The organism is Streptomyces mirabilis (assembly GCF_018310535.1).
In the GTDB taxonomy this organism is placed as follows: Bacteria; Actinomycetota; Actinomycetes; order Streptomycetales; family Streptomycetaceae; genus Streptomyces.
On sequence record NZ_CP074102.1, the window covers coordinates 7,458,525 to 7,481,752 of the forward strand.

Annotated in this window: 16 protein-coding genes; 8 read left to right on the plus strand and 8 right to left on the minus strand. The window is 70.4% G+C overall.

What is annotated here, in order from left to right:
- Nucleotides 1–73: 73 nt before the first annotated feature.
- The gene (locus SMIR_RS32990; protein WP_248002854.1) at nt 74–637 is read right to left on the minus strand and encodes a hypothetical protein; all 564 of its coding nucleotides are present in this window, start codon (nt 635–637) and stop codon (nt 74–76) included.
- Between the two features lie 636 nt (nt 638–1,273).
- On the opposite strand from SMIR_RS32990, the gene SMIR_RS32995 reads away from it, so the two are divergent.
- From SMIR_RS32995 to SMIR_RS33015, 5 genes are read left to right on the plus strand one after another with little or no spacing between them, the layout of a single operon-like run.
- On the plus strand, nt 1,274–4,150 hold the full coding sequence (locus SMIR_RS32995; RefSeq protein ID WP_168489962.1) for a sensor histidine kinase: 2,877 nt from the start codon (nt 1,274–1,276) through the stop codon (nt 4,148–4,150).
- Nucleotides 4,147–4,587, plus strand: coding sequence for a roadblock/LC7 domain-containing protein (locus SMIR_RS33000; RefSeq protein ID WP_054237190.1), 441 nt, complete (start codon nt 4,147–4,149; stop codon nt 4,585–4,587). Before SMIR_RS32995 ends, SMIR_RS33000 begins: the two co-directional genes overlap by 4 nt.
- A gap of 9 nt (nt 4,588–4,596) precedes the next feature.
- The gene (locus tag SMIR_RS33005) at nt 4,597–4,992 is read left to right on the plus strand and encodes a DUF742 domain-containing protein (RefSeq protein ID WP_054237191.1); all 396 of its coding nucleotides are present in this window, start codon (nt 4,597–4,599) and stop codon (nt 4,990–4,992) included.
- A gap of 24 nt (nt 4,993–5,016) precedes the next feature.
- Complete coding sequence (locus SMIR_RS33010) at nt 5,017–8,646, plus strand: hydantoinase B/oxoprolinase family protein (protein WP_168489961.1); 3,630 nt, start codon at nt 5,017–5,019, stop codon at nt 8,644–8,646.
- On the plus strand, nt 8,627–9,232 hold the full coding sequence (locus SMIR_RS33015; RefSeq protein WP_054237193.1) for a GTP-binding protein: 606 nt from the start codon (nt 8,627–8,629) through the stop codon (nt 9,230–9,232). The genes SMIR_RS33010 and SMIR_RS33015 overlap by 20 nt, the downstream gene beginning before the upstream one ends.
- Nucleotides 9,233–9,350: 118 nt before the next feature.
- On the opposite strand, the gene glpK is transcribed toward SMIR_RS33015, so the two are convergent.
- The 5 genes from glpK to SMIR_RS33040 form a co-directional block, all read right to left on the minus strand.
- Nucleotides 9,351–10,871, minus strand: coding sequence for a glycerol kinase GlpK (gene glpK / locus SMIR_RS33020; RefSeq protein WP_101406357.1), 1,521 nt, complete (start codon nt 10,869–10,871; stop codon nt 9,351–9,353).
- Between the two features lie 55 nt (nt 10,872–10,926).
- Nucleotides 10,927–11,667 (minus strand): MIP/aquaporin family protein, encoded by a 741-nt coding sequence (locus SMIR_RS33025; protein WP_168489960.1) that lies wholly within the window; start codon nt 11,665–11,667, stop codon nt 10,927–10,929.
- Nucleotides 11,668–12,091: 424 nt separating this feature from the next.
- Nucleotides 12,092–13,717, minus strand: a complete 1,626-nt coding sequence (locus tag SMIR_RS33030; RefSeq protein WP_168489959.1) for a GGDEF domain-containing protein — start codon at nt 13,715–13,717, stop codon at nt 12,092–12,094.
- 172 nt (nt 13,718–13,889) lie between these two features.
- Nucleotides 13,890–15,080, minus strand: coding sequence for a lipid-transfer protein (locus tag SMIR_RS33035; RefSeq protein WP_212727724.1), 1,191 nt, complete (start codon nt 15,078–15,080; stop codon nt 13,890–13,892).
- A gap of 28 nt (nt 15,081–15,108) precedes the next feature.
- On the minus strand, nt 15,109–15,534 hold the full coding sequence (locus tag SMIR_RS33040) for a Zn-ribbon domain-containing OB-fold protein (RefSeq protein ID WP_168500911.1): 426 nt from the start codon (nt 15,532–15,534) through the stop codon (nt 15,109–15,111).
- A gap of 289 nt (nt 15,535–15,823) precedes the next feature.
- Between SMIR_RS33040 and SMIR_RS33045 the strand changes: the two genes are divergently transcribed.
- The gene (locus tag SMIR_RS33045) at nt 15,824–16,633 is read left to right on the plus strand and encodes a M15 family metallopeptidase (RefSeq protein WP_168489957.1); all 810 of its coding nucleotides are present in this window, start codon (nt 15,824–15,826) and stop codon (nt 16,631–16,633) included.
- A 127-nt stretch (nt 16,634–16,760) separates the two neighbouring features.
- A complete protein-coding gene (locus SMIR_RS33050) occupies nt 16,761–17,297 on the plus strand; it encodes an NUDIX domain-containing protein (RefSeq protein ID WP_168489956.1) in 537 nt (178 codons plus the stop codon).
- Nucleotides 17,298–17,325: 28 nt separating this feature from the next.
- Here SMIR_RS33050 and SMIR_RS33055 read toward each other — a convergent pair whose 3' ends face one another.
- Nucleotides 17,326–19,692 (minus strand): glycoside hydrolase family 31 protein, encoded by a 2,367-nt coding sequence (locus SMIR_RS33055; protein WP_212727725.1) that lies wholly within the window; start codon nt 19,690–19,692, stop codon nt 17,326–17,328.
- Nucleotides 19,693–19,896: 204 nt separating this feature from the next.
- Here SMIR_RS33055 and SMIR_RS33060 point away from each other — a divergent pair, with 204 nt between their 5' ends.
- A complete protein-coding gene (locus SMIR_RS33060) occupies nt 19,897–21,864 on the plus strand; it encodes an acetoacetate--CoA ligase (RefSeq protein WP_168489955.1) in 1,968 nt (655 codons plus the stop codon).
- Here SMIR_RS33060 and SMIR_RS33065 read toward each other — a convergent pair whose 3' ends face one another.
- The gene (locus tag SMIR_RS33065; protein WP_168489954.1) at nt 21,865–23,184 is read right to left on the minus strand and encodes an aminotransferase class I/II-fold pyridoxal phosphate-dependent enzyme; all 1,320 of its coding nucleotides are present in this window, start codon (nt 23,182–23,184) and stop codon (nt 21,865–21,867) included.
- Between the last annotated feature and the right edge of the window lie 44 nt (nt 23,185–23,228).

Below are 23,228 nucleotides of genomic sequence, written 5' to 3' on the forward strand. Positions count from 1 at the left end.
GCAGCCGTGAGCCAGGCTCAGTCACGAGCCGGGCTCAGCTGCGAACCGTGCCGTACTCAGCCGCGAGTCGTACTCAGGGGTGCGACAACTGCCCGGTGCCGCCCTGCTGCCGTATTCGCTCCTGAGCGCGCTCCGTCGCGCGTGCCTGCCGTCGGGCCCGGCGCCGCTCGCGCCGCAGGGTCCGTGCGGTGCTGCTCGGTTCGGACACCACGCCGTTGCGCTGGTTCCACACCTGGCGGGTGACCCAGACGTCGAGGGCGGCCCAGGTGGCCACCACCGTGCTGGCCACGCTGCTCAGGACCATCGGGAAGGCGAGCCAGGACTCCGCCACCGTGGACAGGAAGGCGATCACGGCCTGGATCAGGGTGACCGCGATGATCAGCACCGCACGCACGGCCGCCGTACGCACCGGGTCGGGAAGCCGTCGCCGCCGCGCGCGCTCCTCGATCCACAACGGCCGGTAGTACGCCTGCTCTTCGTATCCGTCCACGTGTCCGACGGCTGCCCGAGCCTGCCCGTCGGCGCGCCGCTGACCGGCGGCAACGCCCTGGTCGCCCGCCCGCTCATACCCACCGGCGACCGTGCGCAGCCCGCCCGTCGGCTCGGGGCCGCCCTCGGCGACGGCCCGGGCGCTCATGTGATCGCCTCCGTCCCCGGCACCCGCCCGCTCGTTCTTCCGGTCGCGTTCCTCCCGGGCCACGCTCCGCCCGCTCGCCCGATCGCGCCCGTCCGCCGGTATGTCGCGATCCGGTGTCCGCGTGGCCGATCGCACCGCCACAGGCGCCGCAGTACCCACCCCTGACGCCCCGCCCCGCTCCGCCGTGCCCATCAACTTGTCACTCCCCACCGCCCAGCAGACCCTCGCACGGGTGTCATACGACACCTGCTCCCCAGTGGCTGCCCGGCTTGCGCTGTTTTACGCCGCCTGGACGCGGCATGCGGCCCGTGTGGCCGATTCCGCCCCCATTTCCCATAGAGAAGGACGAACAATGTGCCCCGAAGATTCCCAACTAGCGAAAAATTCCGGCCAACTGACCAAGTTCACCAGTCCGATGAGCTTCGGCTCGCCATGCCGGATTCGGGGCGGCAATCTCCCCCAATGAACGGACAACTGCCCATCTCCAGTTCCCTCTAGAGCCCGGGTTCCACCCTCTTCACGCCGGGCGGCGGCCCGGACACGTCTTCGAGTTACCTGTGAGTCAGTAGTAGGCTCACGCCGTTTGTTGACGCACAGGTGTGCCCCCGGCCGGAGGGGGTCGAGCTGGGGGAGGCCATGCGCTTTCGCGGGAAGTCCATCCGCCGGAAGATCGTGGCGCTGCTCCTCGTGCCGCTCCTCTCCCTGACGGGGATTTGGGCCTTCGCGACGGTACTCACCGGCCGCGCGGCCAACCAGCTGTTCAACGTGTCGGACGTCGTCGAGAAGATCGGCTACCCGGCCGAGGACACCGTCAGCGTTCTCCAGCAGGAACGCCGCCAGACACTCGTCTATCTCGCCGATCCCCGCGCCTCCGACGCGCTGGCGGCGCTGAAGCGCAGTCGCACCGCGACCGACCGGGCCGTGGCGAAGGTCCGCAAGAACGCCAAGGACGAAGACGTACGGGAAGAGATGAACGGGGGCACCTCACAGCGCCTCACCACCATCCTGGACGCCCTCGACGGCGTCGACTCGCTGCGCCGCAGCGTCGAGGAGGGCACCGTCAACCGGGCCCAGGCCCTCGACCTCTACAACCGTCTTGTCGACCCCTGTTACACACTGTTGGCCAACCTCCACGTCGTGGACAACGTGGAGATGGACAAGCAGGGCCGCGCCCTCGTCAACGTCGCCAACGCCCGCGAACTGCTCTCCCGCGAGGACGCCCTCCTCGGCTCCGCGCTGGTCGCGGGCCGCGTCACCCGCGACGACATCCGCGACATCTCCGATCTCATCGCGCAACGCACCCTGCTGTACAACATCAGCCTGCCGCTGCTGCCCTCATCGGAACGCGGCCGCTTCGAGCGCTACTGGTCGAACGCCGACACGGCTCCCCTGCGCGTGGCGGAGCAGGCCGTCGTCACCTCCCCGGCCGGATCCCCGCACGGTGTCACCGCGCAGAGCTGGGACCGGGCGGCCGGACACGTGCTCAACGAACTGGCCGACCTCGACGACAAGGCCGGCGACCGCTACCAGGACCGCGTGCGCCCCGTGGCCACGGGCGTCATCGTCAAGGCGGTCATCGCGGGTGTCCTCGGACTCATCGCCCTGCTGGCCTCGCTCGTCATGTCCGTACGCATCGGCCGGAGCCTCATCCGCGACCTGCGCCGGCTGCGCCTGGAGGCCCACGAGGCGTCCGGCGTGCGGCTTCCCAGCGTCATGCGCCGCCTCTCCGGCGGCGAACAGGTCGACGTCGAGACCGAAGTGCCCCGCCTGGAGTACGACAAGAACGAGATCGGCGAGGTCGGCCAGGCCCTCAACACCCTTCAGCGCGCGGCCGTCGAGGCCGCCGTCAAACAGTCCGAACTGCGGGACGGCGTCTCCGAGGTCTTCGTCAACCTCGCCCGCCGCAGCCAGGTCCTGCTGCACAAGCAGCTCACCCTCCTCGACACCATGGAACGCAGGACCGAGGACACCGACGAACTCGCCGACCTGTTCCGCCTCGACCACCTGACCACACGTATGCGCCGGCATGCGGAGGGCCTGGTCATCCTGTCCGGCGCGGCCCCGTCCCGACAGTGGCGCAAGCCCGTCCAGCTCATGGACATCGTCCGCGCCGCCGTCGCCGAGGTCGAGGACTACGAGCGCATCGAGGTACGCCGACTGCCCCGCGTCGCCGTCACCGGGCCCGCGGTCGCCGACCTCACGCACCTGGTGGCCGAACTCCTGGAGAACGCCACGGTGTTCTCGCCCCCTCACACGGCCGTGCAGGTCGTTGGCGAACGCGTCGCCAACGGTTTCACCCTGGAGATCCACGACCGCGGTCTGGGCATGGCGGCCGAAGCGCTCCTCGACGCCAACCTACGGCTCGCCGAGACCCCCGAGTTCGAACTGTCCGACACCGACCGGCTCGGTCTCTTCGTGGTCAGCCGGCTCGCGCAGCGGCAGAACGTCCGTGTCTCCCTCCAGCCTTCCCCGTACGGCGGCACCACTGCCGTGGTGTTCATTCCCGACGCGCTGCTCACCGACGACGTCCCGGACACCAACGGCATCGGCTTCCGTCTCGACCGAGCGCTGCCCTCGAAGGAGGGCAAGATCGAGGAGGACCGCAAGGCGGCGCTCTCCGACGTACCGGTGCGCCTCCCCGGCCTGCCTGCCGCGATCCTGGACGGGCCGGTCGAGCTTGAGGCGCCGGTCGATCTGGACGCACTCGGCGGTTTCCCGGGCGCCCTCGACGACGAGGACGCCGAGCGGGGCGGTCTGTTCAGGCCGCGCCGCTCCATAGCGGGTGTCCCGGTCGAGGAGCACCGGCCCCACCAGCAGCCCCGCGCAGACGGCTCGGAGACGGCCCGCTCCGGCGACGACGACCACGCGGGCGCCCCGGTCCCCCTGCCGCGTCGCAGAACTCCCAAGCTGGTCAGCTCGCACGGTCGTCCCGTGACCCGAAGGCCCCGGCGCGGCGAGGAGCCCGCCGAGGCGCTGAAGCCGGTGGAGAGCCTCGAACCGGTCCTCGAGCCGGTGGAGAGGCGAAGCGTGGCGGAGAGGGCGAGCGCACAGCCGTCGACCGCCCGGCGTACCGACCGCACCGAAACCTCTGGGCGCCGCAACGGCGAACGCCCCGAGACTCCGGGCCTTCGCTCCGAGGCGTCCGGCCTCCGAGAGGCCCCCGCTCTCCCCCGGCGCACCCGCTCCGCCGGCTCGCCGGCGGGCAGGGCCGGGACCACTCCGGGCTCCGCCGCTGCGACGCAAGGGGGAGAATCGGGTGCGAACCCGCTGCCCCGCCGCGTCCGACAGGCCAATCTGGCCCCGCAGTTGAAGGACGGACCCGAACGGCGCGCCGAGCGAGACAAGGCCCGCACCCCGAAGGGGCCGGACTTCGCCGATCGCGACGCCGACGAGGTACGCAGCCGGATGGCCTCGCTCCAGCGGGGCTGGCAGCGGGGCCGCGACGAGAACGCCGCGGGCGACGGGGCCCAGGGCGGCACAGCACCAGGAACGACGAAGGGGGACGGTCGATGACCGCACCGAAGGCCACAGGGCCCACCGCGACCAGCAAGACGTCGGGAGAGCTGAACTGGCTGCTCGACGACCTGGTGGACCGCGTGGCCAGCATCAGCAAGGCGATCGTGCTCTCCGGCGACGGCCTTGCCACCGGGGCCTCCAAGGATCTGACCCGGGAGGACAGCGAGCACCTGGCCGCCGTCGCCTCCGGCTTCCACAGCCTCGCCAAGGGCGTCGGCCGCCACTTCGAGGCGGGCGGTGTCCGGCAGACCGTGGTCGAGCTCGAAGAAGCCTTCCTCTTCGTCACGGCCGCCGGGGACGGCAGCTGCCTCGCCGTTCTCTCGGACGCCGACTCCGACGTCGGGCAGGTCGCGTACGAAATGACGCTCCTGGTGAAGCGGGTCGGCGCACATCTGGCCGCCGCTCCGCGCACCGATCTGCCCTCGGGCGGGTAGTGGGATGGCATGAGCGGAGACGGTCAGGGAAAACGCCACTGGTTCGACGACGACGCCGGACCGGTGGTCCGTCCTTATGCCATGACACGCGGGCGCACCACCAGTCCGGCCCAGCATCGCCTCGACCTGATCGCGGTGGTCGTCACGGAGCCCCACGCGGACGACCCCGAGGCCGACCATTCGCTGTCCCCGGAACACGTGGACATCGTCGAGCTCTGCCGTGACACTCCCCAGTCGGTCGCCGAACTCGCCGCCGAGCTCGACCTGCCCATCGGAGTGGTCCGGGTCCTCATCGGGGACCTCGTGACCGAGGAAATGGTCCACGTGACACGTCCCGTACCCCCTGCCGAGCTGCCGGACGAGAGTATTCTGCGCGACGTGATCAGCGGCCTCCGGGCGCTCTGAGCTGGGCGGAAGCGGGGAACAGACGTGACAGGCTGGCAGTTCTGGGTCGACCGAGGCGGCACCTTCACCGACATCGTCGCGCGACGCCCGGACGGCCGCCTGCTCACGCACAAACTCCTGTCCGAGAACCGGGCGAGGTACGCCGACGCGGCGGTGGCGGGTGTCCGTGAACTCCTCGGCAGCGGCCAGGACACCCATGGCGCGCGGATCGACGCCGTCCGCATGGGAACCACCGTCGCCACCAACGCCCTCCTGGAACGCAAGGGAGAGCGCACCCTCCTCGTCATCACCCGAGGCTTCCGCGACGCCCTGCGCATCGCGTACCAGAACCGCCCCCACATCTTCGCCCGCGCGATCGAACTGCCCGAGCTGCTGTACGAACGCGTGGTCGAGGTCGACGAGCGGATCGCCGCCGACGGCACGGTCCTGCGAGCCCCCGACCTGGACGCCCTCGCCGGGCCCCTCCAGGAGGCGTACGACTCCGGGATCCGGGCCGTCGCCGTCGTCTGCATGCACAGTCACCTCCACCCGGCCCATGAAGAGGCCGTCGGCGAGCTGGCGGCACACACCGGCTTCCCACAGATCTCGCTCTCCAGCGAGGTCAGCCCGCTGATGAAGCTCGTCCCGCGCGGTGACACGGCCGTCGTAGACGCCTACCTGTCGCCCGTGCTGCGCCGCTACGTCCAGCACGTCGCCGAAGAGCTCCAGGGCGTGCGATTGATGTTCATGCAGTCCAATGGAGGCCTCGCCGAAGCGGGTCAGTTCCGCGGCAAGGACGCCATCCTGTCCGGCCCGGCGGGCGGCATCGTCGGCATGGCCCGGATGTCGCAGCTCGCCGGCTTCGACCGTGTCATCGGCTTCGACATGGGCGGCACCTCCACGGACGTCTCTCACTTCGCGGGCGAGTACGAGCGGGTCTTCACCACCCGGATCGCCGGGGTCCGGCTGCGGGCGCCCATGCTGGACATCCACACCGTCGCCGCGGGCGGCGGCTCGGTGCTCCACTTCGACGGCTCCCGCTACCGGGTGGGCCCAGACTCGGCCGGCGCCGCCCCCGGCCCCGCCTGCTACCGCGGCGGCGGACCACTCACCGTCACGGACGCCAACGTCGCACTCGGCCGCATCCAACCCACCCACTTCCCCGAACTGTTCGGCCCCGACGGCGACCAGCCCCTCGACGACACACTCGTCCGCGACCGGTTCGCCGCCCTTGCGCGCGAGATCCGTGAGAAGACCGGCGACGACCGCACCCCGGAGCAGGTGGCGGAGGGATACCTGCAGATCGCCGTGGCCAACATCGCCAACGCGGTCAAGCGGATCTCGGTCCAGAAGGGCCACGACGTCACCCGGTACGCGCTCACCACCTTCGGCGGCGCGGGCGGCCAGCACGCGTGCATGGTCGCCGACTCGCTCGGCATCCGCACCGTCCTCGTCCCGCCCATGGCCGGCGTCCTGTCCGCCCTCGGCATCGGACTCGCCGACACGACGGCCATGCGCGAGCAGTCCGTGGAGGCACCCCTTGAGGTCTCCGCGATGCCCGGCATCCTCAAGACCGCTGACGACTTGGAGGGCGCCACCCGCGCCGAACTCCTCGCCGAGGACGTGCCCGAGGACCGCATCCGCGTCACCCGCCGCGCCCAAGTCCGCTACGACGGAACGGACACGGCGCTCACCGTCGAGCTCACCGAGCCCGACACCATGACTCACGCCTTCGAAGAACGCCATCGCGCCACCTACTCCTTCACCCTCGACCGTCCGGTCGTCGTGGAGGCCCTCTCCGTAGAAGCCACCGGACTCACCGAACCCCCCGATCTCTCCGCCCTCGCCACCCCTTCGTCCGCCCGAGGCGCGACGGAGACGGTCAGCCTCCACACGGGTGGCGCCTGGCGCGGCGTACCCCTGCACCGCCGCGAGGAACTGCCCCCCGGTGAAACGGTCACCGGCCCCGCGATCATCACCGAGGCCAGCGCGACGACCGTCGTCGACGACGGCTGGCGGGCCGCGACGACCGGCGACGGGCATCTGGTCATGGAACGCGTGGCGGTTACGCAGAGTTCCGATCTCGGCACAGAAGCGGACCCCGTTCTCCTCGAGGTCTTCAACAACCTCTTCATGTCCATCGCCGAACAGATGGGTGCCCGTCTGGAGTCCACGGCCCAGTCGGTCAACATCAAAGAACGCCTGGACTTCTCCTGCGCGCTCTTCGACCCCGACGGCAGTCTTGTCGCCAACGCCCCCCACATCCCCGTCCACTTGGGCTCGATGGGCACGAGCGTGCAGGAAGTCATCCGGCGACGCGGCGACAGCATGCGCCCGGGTGACACGTACGCGGTCAACGACCCGTACCACGGAGGCACCCACCTCCCCGACGTCACCGTGATCACCCCGGTCTTCGACACGGAGGGTGAGCACATCCTGTTCTACGTCGCCTCGCGCGGACACCACGCCGAGATCGGCGGCATCGCCCCGGGCTCCATGCCCGCGAACAGCCGCACCATCGAGGAAGAGGGCATCCTCTTCGACAACTGGCTGCTCGCCGAGAACGGCCGCTTCCGAGAGGCCGAGACCCTTCGCCTGCTCACCGAGGCGCCCTACCCCTCGCGCAATCCGAAGACCAATCTCGCGGACCTGCGTGCCCAGATCGCCGCCAACCAGAAGGGCGTCGACGAGGTCGCCCGTATGATCGACAACTTCGGTATCGGCGTCGTCCAGGCCTACATGCGGCACGTGCAGGACAACGCAGAGGAAGCCGTACGCCGCGTCATCGACGCCCTGGAAGGCGGTGAGTTCGCCTACGAGACCGACTCCGGGGCGGTCATTCGCGTCCGGGTCTCCGTAGACCGCGAAAACCGCTCCGCCACTGTCGACTTCACGGGTACGTCCCCGCAGCTCGACACCAACTTCAACGCACCCTTCGCGGTGGTCAACGCCGCCGTCCTGTACGTCTTCCGCACCCTGGTCGCCGACGACATCCCGCTCAACGACGGATGCCTGCGCCCGCTCGACATCGTCGTGCCGCGTGGCTCGATGCTCGCTCCCGAGGCCCCCGCCGCCGTGGTCGCGGGCAATGTGGAGACCTCTCAGGCGATCACCGGCGCACTGTACGGAGCCCTGCGCGTGCAGGCCGAGGGGTCCGGAACGATGAACAACGTGACCTTCGGCAACGAGCGCTACCAGTACTACGAGACCGTGGCCTCCGGATCCGGCGCGGGCGACGGCTTCCCCGGCGCCTCCGTCGTGCAGACCCACATGACCAACTCGCGGCTCACCGACCCCGAGATCCTGGAGTGGCGACTGCCGGTCCAGCTCGACGAGTTCGCGGTCCGGCCGGGCAGCGGCGGAGCCGGGCGCTGGACCGGCGGGGACGGTGCCGTGCGCCGCATCCGGTTCCATCAGCTCATGACCGTCTCCACACTGTCCCAGCACCGCAGGGTCCCGCCCTACGGCATGGCCGGCGGCGAGCCCGGAGCGCTCGGCGCCAACCGGGTGGAGCGCGCGGACGGCACGGTCACGGAACTTGGCGCAAGTGATACGGCGGACGTCGGCCCCGGCGACGTACTTGTCATCGAAACCCCCGGCGGCGGGGGCTACGGCCCACCGTCCCACGACCCCCATCAAGCAGGAGAAGAGATCGATGATCTTCGGGCGTTCTGAGCGCGGCAAGCCCCCGGTCGAGCCCGTCACGCTCAAGATCCTGGTGGCCGGTGGCTTCGGCGTGGGCAAGACGACCCTGGTCGGCGCGGTCAGCGAGATCAAACCGCTGCGCACCGAGGAGGTGCTCACCGAGGCGGGCCGCCCGGTCGACGACACCAGCGGCGTGGAGGGCAAGCACACCACCACCGTCGCCATGGACTTCGGCCGCATCACGCTCCGCGAGGACCTGGTGCTCTACCTCTTCGGGACGCCCGGGCAGGACCGCTTCTGGTTCCTGTGGGACGAGCTCGCCTCCGGCTCCCTGGGCGCCGTCGTACTCGCCGACACACGCCGCCTGGAGGACTGTTTCGCCGCCGTCGACTACTTCGAGCGGCGCTCCATACCGTTCGTGATGGGCGTCAACTGCTTCGAGGGGTCGGCCCGATACCCGGTCGACGAGGTCCGCCAGGCACTCGACCTCGACGACGACGTTCCGGTCGTGCTGTGTGACGCGAGAGACCGGGAGTCGGCCAAGGAGGTCCTCATCGAGGTCGTCCAGCACGCGATGGCGTACGGGGCCGACCGACGCGAACCGGTCACCACCTGACCCGCGCATACGGTTCGCACCGCGCACACGGCCCGTACCCCCGCCGACCGGGGTACGGGCCGCCGTCCCGCACGCGCGTGTGGCTCACGCGAGACGCACGCGCGCGTGGACCCCTGTTTCAGCTGACGTCGTCCTCGTGCCAGCCGAAGCTCTTCTCCACCGCCTTGCGCCAGTTGTGGTACTCACGGTCGCGCACGGAGGCCTCCATGGACGGTGTCCACTCGACGTCCTTCTGCCAGTGCGACTTCAGCTCGTCGAGATCGTTCCACACACCGGTCGCGAGCCCGGCCGCGTAGGCCGCCCCCAGACATGTCGTCTCGGACACCCGGGGACGGATCACCGGCACACCAAGGACATCCGCCTGGTGCTGCATCAGCAGATTGTTCTTGGTCATGCCGCCGTCCACCTTCAGGGTGGTGATCTGCACGCCGGAGTCCTGGAACATGGCGTCGACGACCTCACGGGTCTGCCAGCTCGTCGCCTCCAGAACCGCGCGGGCGAGGTGTGCCTTGGTGACGTACCGGGTGAGGCCGGTGACGACACCGCGCGCGTCGGAGCGCCAGTAGGGCGCGAACAGGCCCGAGAACGCGGGCACGATGTACGCGCCGCCGTTGTCGTCGACGCTCGCGGCCAGCGTCTCGATCTCGTCGGCATTGCGGATGATGCCGAGCTGGTCGCGGAACCACTGCACCAGGGCGCCGGTGATCGCGATCGACCCTTCGAGGCAGTAGACGGGCGCCTCGCCGCCGATCTTGTAGCCCATGGTCGTCAGCAGCCCGTTCTTCGAGGGGACGGGCCGGTTGCCGGTGTTGAGCAGCAGGAAGCTGCCGGTGCCGTACGTGTTCTTGGCGGTGCCCACGTCGTAGCAGGCCTGCCCGAAGACCGCTGCCTGCTGGTCGCCGAGCGCCGAGGCGACGGGGACGCCCGCCAGCTGGCCCACGGCGGTGCCGTACACCTCGGCCGACGACCTGATCTCGGGCAGCACCGCCTCGGGGATGTTCATCGCCGCGAGGATCGACGGGTCCCACTGAAGGGTCTCCAGGTTCATCAGCATGGTGCGCCCGGCGTTGGTGACGTCGGTGACGTGCCGACCGCCGTCCGTGCCGCCGGTCAGGTTCCAGATCAGCCAGGAGTCGATGGTGCCGAAGGCGATCTCGCCGCGCTCGGCACGCGCGCGCAGCCCGGGCACGTTGTCGAGCAGCCAGGCCGCCTTGGGGCCGGAGAAGTAGCTGGCCAGCGGCAGGCCGGTCTGTTCGCGGAAACGGTCCTGGCCGTCCGTGCCGCCCAGTTGGTTGCAGAGCGCCGAGGTCCGGGTGTCCTGCCAGACGATCGCGTTGTGCACGGGCTTGCCGGTGGCCCGGTCCCACAGGACCGTGGTCTCGCGCTGGTTGGTGATGCCGAGCGCGCTCAACTGGTCGGCGCGCAGACCCGCCTTGGCGATCGCTCCCGCGACGACCGCCTGCACCTTGGACCAGATCTCGGTGGCGTCGTGTTCCACCCAGCCCGGCTTGGGGAAGATCTGGCGGTGCTCGCGCTGGTCGACGGCGACGATCGCGCCGCCCCGGTCGAAGATGATGCAGCGGCTGGAGGTGGTGCCCTGGTCGATTGCGGCGACGTACTTCTCGGCGTTCTCCGTCATGACGTCCCCTTACGTCTTCTTCGTCAGAAGACTGCGTGAGAAGGCTGCGTTCTCGTCAGAAGGCTGCGTTGTAGATCGCGGCCCCGATGGCGGCACCGGCGATCGGGCCGACCACCGGGATCCAGGAGTAACTCCACTCCGAGGTGCCCTTGTTGGGAATCGGCAGCAATGCGTGGGTGAGGCGCGGTCCCAGGTCACGGGCCGGGTTGATGGCGTACCCGGTGGGGCCGCCCAGCGAGAGTCCGATACCGACCACGAGGAACGCGATGAGCTGGACGGGCAGTCCCGCGTCGCCGATCCCCGCCACGTGTTTGTGGCCGCCGACCATGGCCAGAATGGGCAGCATCAGGCCGACGGTGGCGATGGTCTCGGTCATGAGGTTCTGCACGGGATGGTTGATCTCCGGCCGGGTCGAGAAGATGCCCAGCGTCTCGATGGCCTTGTCCTCGTCGGCGTTCAGGTTGAACTGGCCGAGGTAGAGCAGCCAGCAGAGCACGGCGCCGACGATGGCGCCCGCGAACTGGCCCAGAATGTAGAAGGGCACGTCCTCCCACTTCGTCGAGCCCTCGATGGCGAAACCGATGGTCACGGCCGGGTTGATCTGACCACCGGACAGCGGCGCCGCGGTGTAGGCACCGGCGAGCACGCCGAAACCCCATCCGAACGCGATGACGACCCAGCCGGCGCCCTGCGCCTTGGACTTGTTGAGGGTGACCGCGGCGCAGACCCCCGCGCCGAACAGAATCAGAATCGCAGTGCCGATCAACTCGCCGACAAAAATGTCGCCGTTGCTCATGGCGGCTCCTAGGCCTCGCCCGGAGCGGTCCGCTCCGGGCCACCGTGCGGGGTGCGTTTCCCATGGCTACTTCAGCCGAAGGCAGGGAGGTCCCGCGCCCCGCCCGGCGTCCGTGACGAGCGTGCCGTCGCAGCGGAATCGCCCGTGGGGGCCGACCTTGGGAACAGGTCGGGAACCCGAGCGGTGCGGTGCCTGAAGACGCCCGAATGCGGCGATGCCGACTGACATCCGGAAGTGTTCACCGGAGCCCAGAGGGCGTCAAGGTCGCCGACGGCAACGGTTGAGGGCCGCGAACGAGCCGGGATCGGGGCGCGGTACGGGCCTGCCCGGGGCACGGATCCCGGGCCGACCGTCCCCTCGTGCTCACCCGTCACACGGGTCCCGGGCGGCACGGCCGTTGCTCAGAAGCCTCCCGGTCCGTCGGTCAACCGGCCTGTGCCCGCTCCGCCCCCGAACCACGCAGCACCTCATGTCCCGGCAGCCCCGCCCGACCCAGCACCCAACTCGCCCCGCTCAGAGCCTTGGCGGCCTGCTTGAGTGGTGCCAGGCAGGCCGCTGCCTGTCGGTGGTCGGTCACGCTGCCCGGCGCGCACAGGACCGTGGCCAGCGACAAGGTGACGGGACGTCCGCCCGCCGACCAGGGTGCGTCAAGTACCGCGCCGGCCAGCGGGCCGAGAGTCTCCGGATCCGCGAGCACCAGGAAATCGTCGCCGCCGATGTGCCCCACACGGGTCGTCCCGGAAGCCGCGTGCTGCAGCGTCCGCCCGACCGCCCGGATCAGCTCGTCGCCCGCCGCGAACCCCGCTCCGTCGTTGACCTGCTTGAAGTGGTCGACATCGAGCCAACTGAGCACGAACGTCCGGCCGTCGGCGATCCGCCGGTCCACCTCGCCGGTGATCGCGTCCGAACCGGGCAGCCTGGTCAGCGGGTTGAGCCCGGCCGCCTCCTCGACCCGGCTCTCGGAGAGCGCTCGTACGAGATCGGCCAGGCGTACGACCCCCACGCACCGCCCGTAGTGATCGACGACCGCGACATCGTCCGACGTACGGTCCCGCTCGCCGTCCGCCACCACGTCGAGGACCTCCCACGCGGTCGCGTCGACGCCGACCGTACGCGGCGGATCACCCAGCTTGGCGGCCGGCCGGTCGGCGTACAGGGCATGCCCGTACGGCCCCGACATCGACAGCAGAAACCGTGACCGGTGCACTGAGCGGACCGGGATCCCGGAGGGGTCCACGAGCAGCACACCGGACACCTCGGGCGATCCGGTGAGCAGCGCCCGCACCTGCCCCGCGGACGCCGTCGCGGGCAGCAGCGCGGCGGGCCGCACGAACTGCCGCACCGACGGACCCGACCGGGGGGCCGCCGCGACGCCGGGGGAGAGGGCCGGAACGTATACGTCCGCGACGGGCAGCCGAGCGGGCGGCGCGAACAGCTCGCCCTGCGCCAACTGCGCCCCCGCCGACACCGCGGCCGCGCACTGTAGCTCCGTCTCGACGCCCTCCACGGACAGCAGCGCGCCCAACTGCTCGCACAGCGTCCGCATCGCCCGGACCGCCGCAGATCGCGTCAGCAGGGATACATCGAGCTTCACCAGCTCGGGCGCGAGGTCCGTGAGCAGCCGCAAGGGTACGTCGCCGTCGCCCACTCCGTCCGCACAGATCCGGAAACCTTCGCTCCGCACGGTGGACACCGCCTCCAGCAGGGCGTGGTGCGGCACGTGCGTGTACGGCGGACCGATGTCGATCGTCACCTCCCACGGCAGCCGACCGGCCTCGCGCACGGCGTCGCGCAGCGCCGCGAGCCGCCCGAGATCGGCCAGTGTCCCGGCGAAGACATTCACGTGCAGCGGCAGCATCGTCTCCCTGCGGGCCGCTGCGCGGATCGCCAACGCCGCCAGTCGACCGTCGAGTTCGGGGTCGCGGCGGGCCTGTGCCAGGATGTCACCGGATTCGGGACGAGCGAGTATCTCCAGCGCCGCAACCCCTCCGGTCGTCAGGTTGACGACCGGCTGGAAGGCGAAGCGGACAGTATCCGTCCAGGAGGGCACGGGAGCATACTGGCCCCGCCCGCGTATGCCCGGGCGCGATTCACGAGCTGTTCACGCAGCATTCCGAGGTCGTCACACCGAGTACTGACGGCCGCGCGGGCGAGCGTCCGTGGACAGCGATCGTCGCAGCGCACGCCGCCCCTGGACACGGCACATTCGACCGTCCGCCGACTCAGCGGACGGCGATGACCGACGACCCGTGTCCGAACAGCCCCTGGTTCGCGGTGATTCCCACACGCGCGCTCGCGACCTGCCGGTCGCCCGCGTCTTCGCGCAGCTGCCATGTCAGTTCGCAGACCTGGGCTATGGCCTGCGCCGGAACTGCCTCTCCGAAGGAGGCCAGTCCGCCGCTGACGTTCACCGGTATGCGCCCGCCCAGCGACGTGGCACCCTCCCGCAGCAGCTTCGCGGCCTCGCCCTCCCCGCACAGCCCCAGGTCCTCGTACCACTGCAATTCCAGGGCCGTGGACAGGTCGTACACCTCGGCGAGCGAGAGGTCCTCGGGACCGATGCCCGCCTCCTCGTACGCCGCCCGCGCGATCGAGGCCCGGAAGGTGCCGGCCGCGGGTTCCACCGCGATGGCGGAGTCCGTGGCGATGTCCGGGAGATCCAGCACGGTGTTGGGGTAGCGCGGTGTCACCGTCGACACCGCGCGGATTCGTACGGGGTCCGCCGCCCCGTGCCGTCGCGCGAAGTCCATGCTCGACAGCACGAGGGCGGCGCCCCCGTCGGACGTCGCGCAGATGTCGAGCAGCCGCAACGGGTCGGCGACGACGGCGGAGCCCGCCACCTCTTCGGCCGTGACCCTCTTGCGGTACCGCGCGTTCGGATTCAGCGCCCCGAGGGCGGCGTTCTTCACCTTGACCTGCGCGAAGTCCTCCAAGGTGTCGCCGTGCACGGCCATCCGCCGCCGCGCGTACAGCCCGAAGTACGTCGGATTCGTCACTCCGAGGACCCGGAACCGCAGCCAGTCGGGATCGTCCGGCCTGTCCCCGCCCGCCGGACGGAAGAATCCCTTGGGCGCCGCGTCGGCGCCGACCACGAGGACCACGTCCGCGAGGCCCGAAAGGATCTGCGCCCGCGCCGCGTTGAGAGCCTGCGCCCCGGACGCGCACGCGGCGTACACACTCGTGACCCGCGCTCCCTGCCAGCCCAGCGCCTTGGCGAACGTCGCTCCCGCCACGTACCCCGGATAGCCGGCGCGCACGGTGTCCGCGCCCACGACCGAGCCGACGTCCCGCCAGTCGATTCCCGCGTCGGCCAGCGCAGCGCGCGCCGCCACGACCCCGTACTCGACGAATCCGCGCCCCCACTTGCCCCACGGGTGCATACCCGCGCCGAGCACCGCCACCTCACCGCTCATCCCGTCACCCCCGTACGCCACATGCCCTTCATGCAGTCACCCCCGTCGGCCGCCAGTGCCACGTGGTCCAGGTCGTCTCCTCGTCCTCGTTCAGCACACCGGGGACGACCTCCACCTCCATGCCCACCGCCAGGTCGGAGACGGTGATCCCGGGAACCGTCTGGCCGAGTACGACGATCCGCTCGGATTCCAGTTCCACAGCGATCAACGCATAGGGTTCCCACGAGAGTTCCGGATCGGTCACATACGGTGACGGAGGCCGGTACCGGCTGTCGGTGTACGACCAGACGCGACCGCGCCGGGACAGCGGTACCTCGGTCAGCTCACCGCTTTGGCACCCCGGATTTCGGCAGAAGGCGTCCTCGCGGGGAAAGAAGACCGAGGCACACGCGGCGCAGCGCGTGCCGAGGAGACGGAAGTCGTCCCCGTCCCCGGCGAACCATCCGGTGACCACGGGTGTGCGTGTACGCGGCAAGACCCCTCCATGACGCTGGATCTGACGGAACGTCAGAAGTGTGCCACGGGCATCGGGAAATGGGCAGCGCGACGGAGAGAACCGTGGAGGCCTCCTGGGCGTCGGAGTACCGGGAGGTGCGGCCGGGGCCTACGGGGGTGGTTCCGGCCGCACCTCCCGTGCCGGCTCCAGGGCCCGTTGGGCAAGCCGGTGGTTCCCTCACTCGATGGTGCCCGACCGCACGCGATCCCTTCCCTGGCGGATCCCGCACCTGATAGATGCAGGCGACATGACACGACTCTCCACCGCCGTACGCGGTCTGGTGACCACACTCGCCGCCTTACTGGCCGTGACCGCCGCCTCCGCCACCGCCCGGGCGACGCCCGAGCCGAAGGCTCCCGAGGACTTCGTGGCCCTGGGATCCGTGGACCCGACGATCATCCAGGAGATGCGCTACTTCACGCCGCACAACTTCGTGGGAGAGCGCATCGACGGCTACCGGCAGCCGATGTGCATCCTGACCCGGCCCGCCGCCGAGGCTCTCCACAAGGCCCAGGTCACGCTGCTGCACGAGGGCTACACCCTCAAGGTGTACGACTGCTACCGGCCGCAACGCGCCGTCGACCACTTCGTGCGCTGGGCCGAGGACCTCGACGACCAGGCGATGAAGCCCGAGTTCTATCCACAGGTCGACAAGACCCGTCTGTTCGAGGACGGTTACATCGCCGAGAAGTCCGGACACAGCCGCGGCTCGACGATGGACCTCACCATCGTGCGGCTGCCGGTGAAGCCGACCCGCCCGTACGTCCCCGGAGAACCCCTCGTGCCCTGCTACGCGCCCCAGGACGAGCGCTTCCCGGACAACTCCGTGGACATGGGCACCGGCTTCGACTGCTTCGACACCCTCGCCCACACGCTGGACCCACGCATCCAGGGCGTGCAGCGAGCCAACCGGCTGCTCCTGAAGAGCACCCTCGAAGACCTCGGATTCGTCAACCTCGCCGAGGAGTGGTGGCACTACACGTACAAGCCCGAGCCCTACCCCGACACGTACTTCGACTTCCCCGTGTCCAAGAAGTCACTCGCTTCGTCCCCCTGAGCCGGGCCGGTCCGCCCCGTGACGGCGAGGCGGACCGCATCGCGAGACGCACTTCAACAGGCGTCCGGGCCCGCACTTGATGAGGCACCCGAAGACGAGAGAGAAGTGATCGGCTACAGTCCGCGGCGTGTCCGCAACCCCGCACCCACCCGCCGACTTCGCGCCCGACTCGCACTGTTCGAGCTGCGGAGCACCCTACGGAGAAAGCAACTCCGGCTGGCCCCGCACCTGCGCCGTCTGTGGCGGCGTGGCCTACCGCAATCCGCTGCCGGTCGCGGTGGCCCTGCAACCTGTGTACGACGACAGGGGCACCGCCCTGGTCGTCATCACCCGGACCATCGCCCCAGCGCGCGGAGGAATCGCGCTGCCCGGAGGGTTCATCGACCACCGGGAGGACTGGCGGCACGCCGTCGCCCGGGAACTCAAGGAGGAGACGGGAATCGACGTGGCGAGCCGCGAGGTGCGGCTCGCCGACGCGATGAGCTCTCCCGCCGGTCACCTGCTGCTCTTCGGGCTCCTACCCGAGCGCCCGGCCGCCGATCTGCCGCCGTCCGCCGCCACGGACGAGACCGAGGGCTGGCACCTGCTGCGCCGGCCCGCAGAGCTCGCCTTCCCGCTGCACACCTTGGCGGCGCGCGCATGGTTCGAGGGACGCTACGTCTGAGCGGGTCCCACGGGGTTCTCGGAGGCCGTCATCGCGCACCGAGGCCCCGCACCCGGACCGGATACTCCGGTTTGCCCGGTCCGCCCTCTCCGTCGCGCCGCACGACCACCTGCTGCCCCTCCCAGCGCGTCACATAGCGTTCGAGCTCGGGCTCGTCCCAGCCGTCGCCGCGGTCCGGCACGGCGAGCCCGCCCCCGACCCGCCCGCGCGCGGGAGCCCACGCCTCCAGCTCCAGGCCGCCGTCGTCGCCCCGGACCGGCACGACGGCACCCGCGCGCGCCAGCACCGGAATCCGCGACAAGGGGGCATCGAGCAACACCTGGGCCGGCCCCTCGTACGCCTCCCCGGTGACCGTGTCGTACCAGCGCCCCCGGGGCAGCTGTACCGCACGACGGTCGGCCCCGTGGTCCAGCACCGGTGCCACAAGGAGGCAGTCGCCCAGCATGAAGGCGTCCTCGCAGTCCCTGAGCGCCCGGTCCTCCGGCGCCGCCCACCACAGAGGCCGCACATAGGGTGCGCCGGTGCGGCGCGCCAGCAGCGCCAGCGTCATGAAGTACGGGAGCAGCCGCCGCCGCTCGACGAGCGCCGCGCGCGCGTGCTCCAGTACGTCGTCACCGAACTCCCAGGGCTCCCGGCGACCCGCCCGCAGACTCGCGTGCGTACGGAACAGCGGCAGATACGCGCCGAGCTGGAACCACCGCAAGTACAGCTCGGGAGAAGGGCTGCCGTCGAAACCGCCCACGTCGGGACCCGAGTACGGAACCCCGCACAGCCCGAGCCCCATCACCAGTGACAGCGAGGCCCGCAGCCCGGGCCAGCCCGTGGCCACGTCTCCGGACCAGGTCCCTCCGTAGCGCTGCATTCCGGCCCACCCGGAGCGCGAGAAGAGGAACGGTCGCTCCTGGGGATCCAGCTCGCGCAGGCCCTCGAACGCGGCTCGGGCCATGCCCAGGGCGTACACGTTGTGCGCCTCACGATGGTCGCCGCCGCGTCCCTCCAGGGAGTGCCGAGCCGACCTCGGCAGCGTCGACTCCCCGAACGCCGTGAACGACGTCGGTTCGTTCATGTCGTGCCAGAATCCCGCGAACCCCTGCGCCAGCCGTTCCTGGTAGAGGCCGCCCCACCACTCACGCACACGCGCGTGCGTGAAGTCCGGATAGACCGACTCCCCGGGCCATACGACTCCCCGCACGAGCCGGCCCGAGGCATCCCGTACGAAAGCGTCCTCGGCGAGACCGCTGTCGTACACCGTGTTGCCCGGCTCGGCCTTGACCGCCGGGTCGACGATCGACACCAGCCGGATGCCGTCGCGCCGCAGTTCCTCGGCGAGCACCGGCAGCTTCGGGAAGCGCTCCCGGTCCACCGTGAACACCTGGTGGGCGTCGTAGTGATCGATGTCCAGGTGGACCGCGTCGAGGGGCAGACCGCGCTCCTGATAGCCCGCGACGATCCGCCGCACCTCCTGCTCGCTGCCGAAGCCCCAGCGCGCGTGATGGTGCCCCAGAGCCCATGCGGGCGGCAGCGCGGGCGCCCCGGTGAGCGAGGCCCAGGCATGCAGCACGCGCGCGGGGGTGCCCACCATCATCCAGCAGCGCAGCGGGCCGCCGTCCATCCGCAGCTCGCACGTTCCCGCCCGGTCGTGCCCCGACCCCGCGCCTTCCTCTCCCTCGCGCAGGTTCACCGTGCCGTCCCAGGAGGTGTCGTGGAACACGAGATGCGTGCCCGCGTCGGAGACCACCATCTGCACGGGCATCGTGATGTACAGCGGATCGTCGCCCGGCGCGAAGGCGTGCCCGGGATCCGTGTTCCACAGCCGGTACGTCCCGTCGCGCAGCCTGGGACCGGCCGTGCGCCCGCCCAGGCCGAAGAACCGAGCGTCGGCGGCCACTTCCGAGCGCTGCATCCAGCGCGCGCCGCCCCCGTCGACCGGCTCCCACCAACGGGGCGGCAGATCGCGGCGCAGGATCACACCACCAGGGGTTCGCACCTCGACGGCGCCGTGCCGAGAGACGACGACCGTCACCCGTTCGGCCACCACCCGCCAGCCGCCGTCCTTGTCGGGTTCCAGGACGGCCCGCGGGTCCGGCTCCGGGCAACGGCCCGCGAGCGCGTAGGACGGCTCCGGACCGGCCCCGTCCCAGCCCCAGAACACCGCTCCGCTCACCGCGACCATGATCCGCAGCTCGGACCGCGTGAACCGGACGACCCCACCACCGGGCGCCGGCTCCACCCCCTCCACCGGGCCGGGCACCCGCGCGCGCTCGGCCCCCCGCTGCGGCAACCCAGCGGCGTCGGCACGCCTCCTTCGCCATGCGGCCCGCACGGTACGCAAGCCCTGGGCCGCCCCCGTCGAACCGACCGTCTTCACCGAACGCACCAGGTCACGACCGTCCATGCTGCTCACCCTGCCATTGCCTGCGCCAAATGAGTGAGTCGTTCAACTGCCGTTCACCCGCGGTGGGGGCACATCTTCACGTGGACGACCATCTGCGGCACACCCTGGTGCGGAAGTCGATCACATGGCATCGTCCGTGTCAGCCGCGTGACGCGCACACCCCAGCTCGTGCGCGACCGACGCACACAGTCCGGGAGCCGATTCATGTCCACCGCGAACCCCTCAGCGCTCTGGCAGCCCGACCCAGGGCGCATCACTCAGGCGCAGGTCACGAAGTTCCAGGCCTGGGCGGCCGAGCACCACGGAGCCCCGTCCGACGGCGGCTACCCGGCACTGCACAGCTGGTCGGTACGGGAACTGGACACGTTCTGGAAGGCCGTCACCGAGTGGTTCGACGTACGGTTTTCGACCCCCTACGCGCGCGTGCTCGGTGACCGCTCGATGCCCGGTGCCGAATGGTTCCCCGGGGCGACCCTGAACTACGCCGAGCATGCCCTGCGCGCGGCAGAGACCCGCACGGACGAACCTGCGCTCCTGTACGTCGACGAGACCCACGTGGCGACCCCGGTGAGCTGGTCCGAGCTGCGCCGTCAGGTCGGCTCCCTGGCCGCCGAGCTGCGCGCCCTCGGGGTACGCCCGGGAGACCGCGTCAGCGGCTATCTCCCGAACATTCCGCAGGCCGTGGCCGCCCTGCTCGCCACGGCCGCCGTGGGGGCCGTGTGGACGTCCTGTGCCCCCGATTTCGGCGCGCGCAGCGTCCTCGACCGCTTCCAGCAGGTCGAACCCGTCGTGCTCTTCACGGTCGACGGCTACCGCTACGGCGGCAAGGAGCACGACCGCCGGGACGTGGTCGCCGAACTGCGCCGCGAACTGCCGACCCTGCGCGCCGTCGTCCACATCCCACTGCTCGGCACCGAAGCCCCCGAAGGCGCCCTGGACTGGTCCGAGCTGGCATCGGCGGACGTGGCACCCGTCTTCGAACAGGTCCCTTTCGAGCACCCTTTGTGGGTGCTCTACTCCTCCGGCACGACCGGTCTCCCCAAGGCCATCGTCCAGTCCCAGGGCGGCATCCTCGTCGAGCACCTCAAGCAACTGGGCCTGCACTGCGACCTCGGCCCCGAGGACCGCTTCTTCTGGTACACGTCCACCGGCTGGATGATGTGGAACTTCCTCGTCTCCGGCCTGCTCACGGGTACCACGATCGTCCTTTACGACGGCAGCCCCGGATACCCGGACACGGGCGCCCAGTGGCGGATCGCCGAACGCACGGGAGCGACCCTCTTCGGCACGTCCGCCGCGTATGTGATGGCGTGCCGCAAGGCGGGCGTCCACCCCTCCCAGGACTTCGACCTCACGCGCGTGCGGTGCGTCGCGACGACCGGCTCGCCCCTGCCGCCCGACGGCTTCCGCTGGCTGCACGACGAGGTCCGCGACGATCTGTGGATCGCCTCCGTCAGCGGTGGCACGGACGTGTGCTCCTGCTTCGCGGGAGCGGTGCCGACGCTCCCGGTGTACATCGGGGAACTCCAGGCCCCCGGCCTCGGCACCGATCTCCAGTCCTGGGACCCCGGCGGCAAGCCCCTCACCGACGAAGTCGGTGAGCTGGTGGTCACCAACCCGATGCCGTCCATGCCCATCCGTTTCTGGAACGATCCCGACGGCAGCCGCTACCACGACAGCTACTTCGACACGTACCCCGGAGTGTGGCGCCACGGTGACTGGATCACCCTCACCTCGCGCGGTTCCGTCGTCATCCACGGCCGCTCGGACTCGACGCTCAACCGCCAGGGCGTGCGCATGGGGTCGGCCGACATCTACGAAGCCGTCGAACGCCTCCCCGAGATCAAGGAGTCGCTCGTCATCGGTGTCGAACAGCCCGACGGCGGCTACTGGATGCCCCTCTTCGTCCACCTCGCCCCCGGAGCCGCGCTCGACGAGGCCCTCCTGAACCGCATCAAGCAGACCATCCGCGAACAGCTCTCCCCGCGTCACGTCCCCGACGAGGTCATCGAGGTGCCCGGCGTCCCGCACACCCTCACGGGCAAACGCATCGAGGTTCCGGTCAAGCGCCTTCTCCAGGGAGCCCCTTTGGAGAAGGCGGTCAACATCGGCTCCGTGGACAACGTCGAGTTGCTGCACTTCTACGAAGAGCTGGCCCGCAAACGCGGCTGATCAACCTCCGTAGGTGGCCTCGGACTCGCCGAGCACGACAGCGAAGTCCGAGGCCAGGCGCATCGCGTCGGAGGGTTCGAGTTCCGCGACCGAGATCCGTACACCAGGCGCGGAAGCGATCCTGAACCGCGCACCCGCCGCGACCCACCACCCGTAGGACCGCAGTCCATTGACGACGGCCGACTCGTCCCGGACCGGTACCCAGGCATTCATTCCGCTCACGGAATGGGACGGGATCCCGCGTTCCGCGAGTTCGTGTCGGAGTGCGTTCCGCCGCAGCGCGTACGTGTCCTGTGCGCGGGCGACCAACGCGCGCGTGTCGTCGTCCGTCATCAGCCCGTACACCGTCTCCTGGAGCAGGTGGCTGACCCAGCCGGAGGTGAGCAGCATCCGCCCGTCGTGCCGGGCCAGTGTGATCGGATCGCAGGCCGCAGCCGCCCACCGCAGGTCCGTCCCCAGGAACTTGCTCACGGTCCGCACATGTACCCAGCGCGCAAGGCCGCCCGCGGCCAGAGCATGAAGAGGCGCGTCGGCGACGGCAGACGCATGGTCGTTCTCCACCACGAGCACATCGGGCTCTTCCTGGAGCACGGCGACCAGAGCGTCCCGGCGCTCCGCCGAGAAGTGACCGCCGTACGGATTCTGCGCCCGTGGACTGCACACCACCGCTCGTGCGCCCGCCCGTAGCGCTTCTCGCAAGGCCTCGGGTCGCATCCCCTGGTCGTCCACGGCGACCGGGACCATGCGCAGCCCCAGAGCCGTGACCAGGTCCAGCAGATGGTGATAGCCGGGGTCTTCCATGGCGACGGCGTCACCCGGACGCAACTCCACCGACAGCAGCCGCCCGATCAGATCGAGCGCGCCGTGCGCGAAGGTCACGTGTTCCGTCGGCACTCCGTCCGGTCGCAGCCAGTCGCGCACGGCGTCCTCCAACCGCGCCAGACGCGGCGTGCTGCGGTGCGACCGCGCGCCGGGGGAGAGCCGCGAGGGCGGCACCAGGTGCGGAAGCAGCCGAGGGTCGGGATGGCCACCCGCCAAGTCCCGCAGCCCGTCCGGCACTTTCGGTGGTCGCCGTGACGCCACCGCGGGAGCCGGGGCGACCACGGTCCCGCCCCGCCCGCGCGTCACGACGATCCCACGCCGCCGCAGTTCCTTGTACGCCGTAGCGACCGTCCCCGGGCTCACCCCGAGCTCGTCGGCAAGCCTGCGTACCGGAGGCAGCGCCGCTCCCGGCCCCAACGCGCCTTCGGCCACGCCGCGTTCGACGGACGAGGCAATTCCCTTGGCCGTCGCGCCACTGATCCCATATTGTGTTGCCACGTTACCAAGTATGTATCAATACATAAATGGAAGCAAGGGGGAAC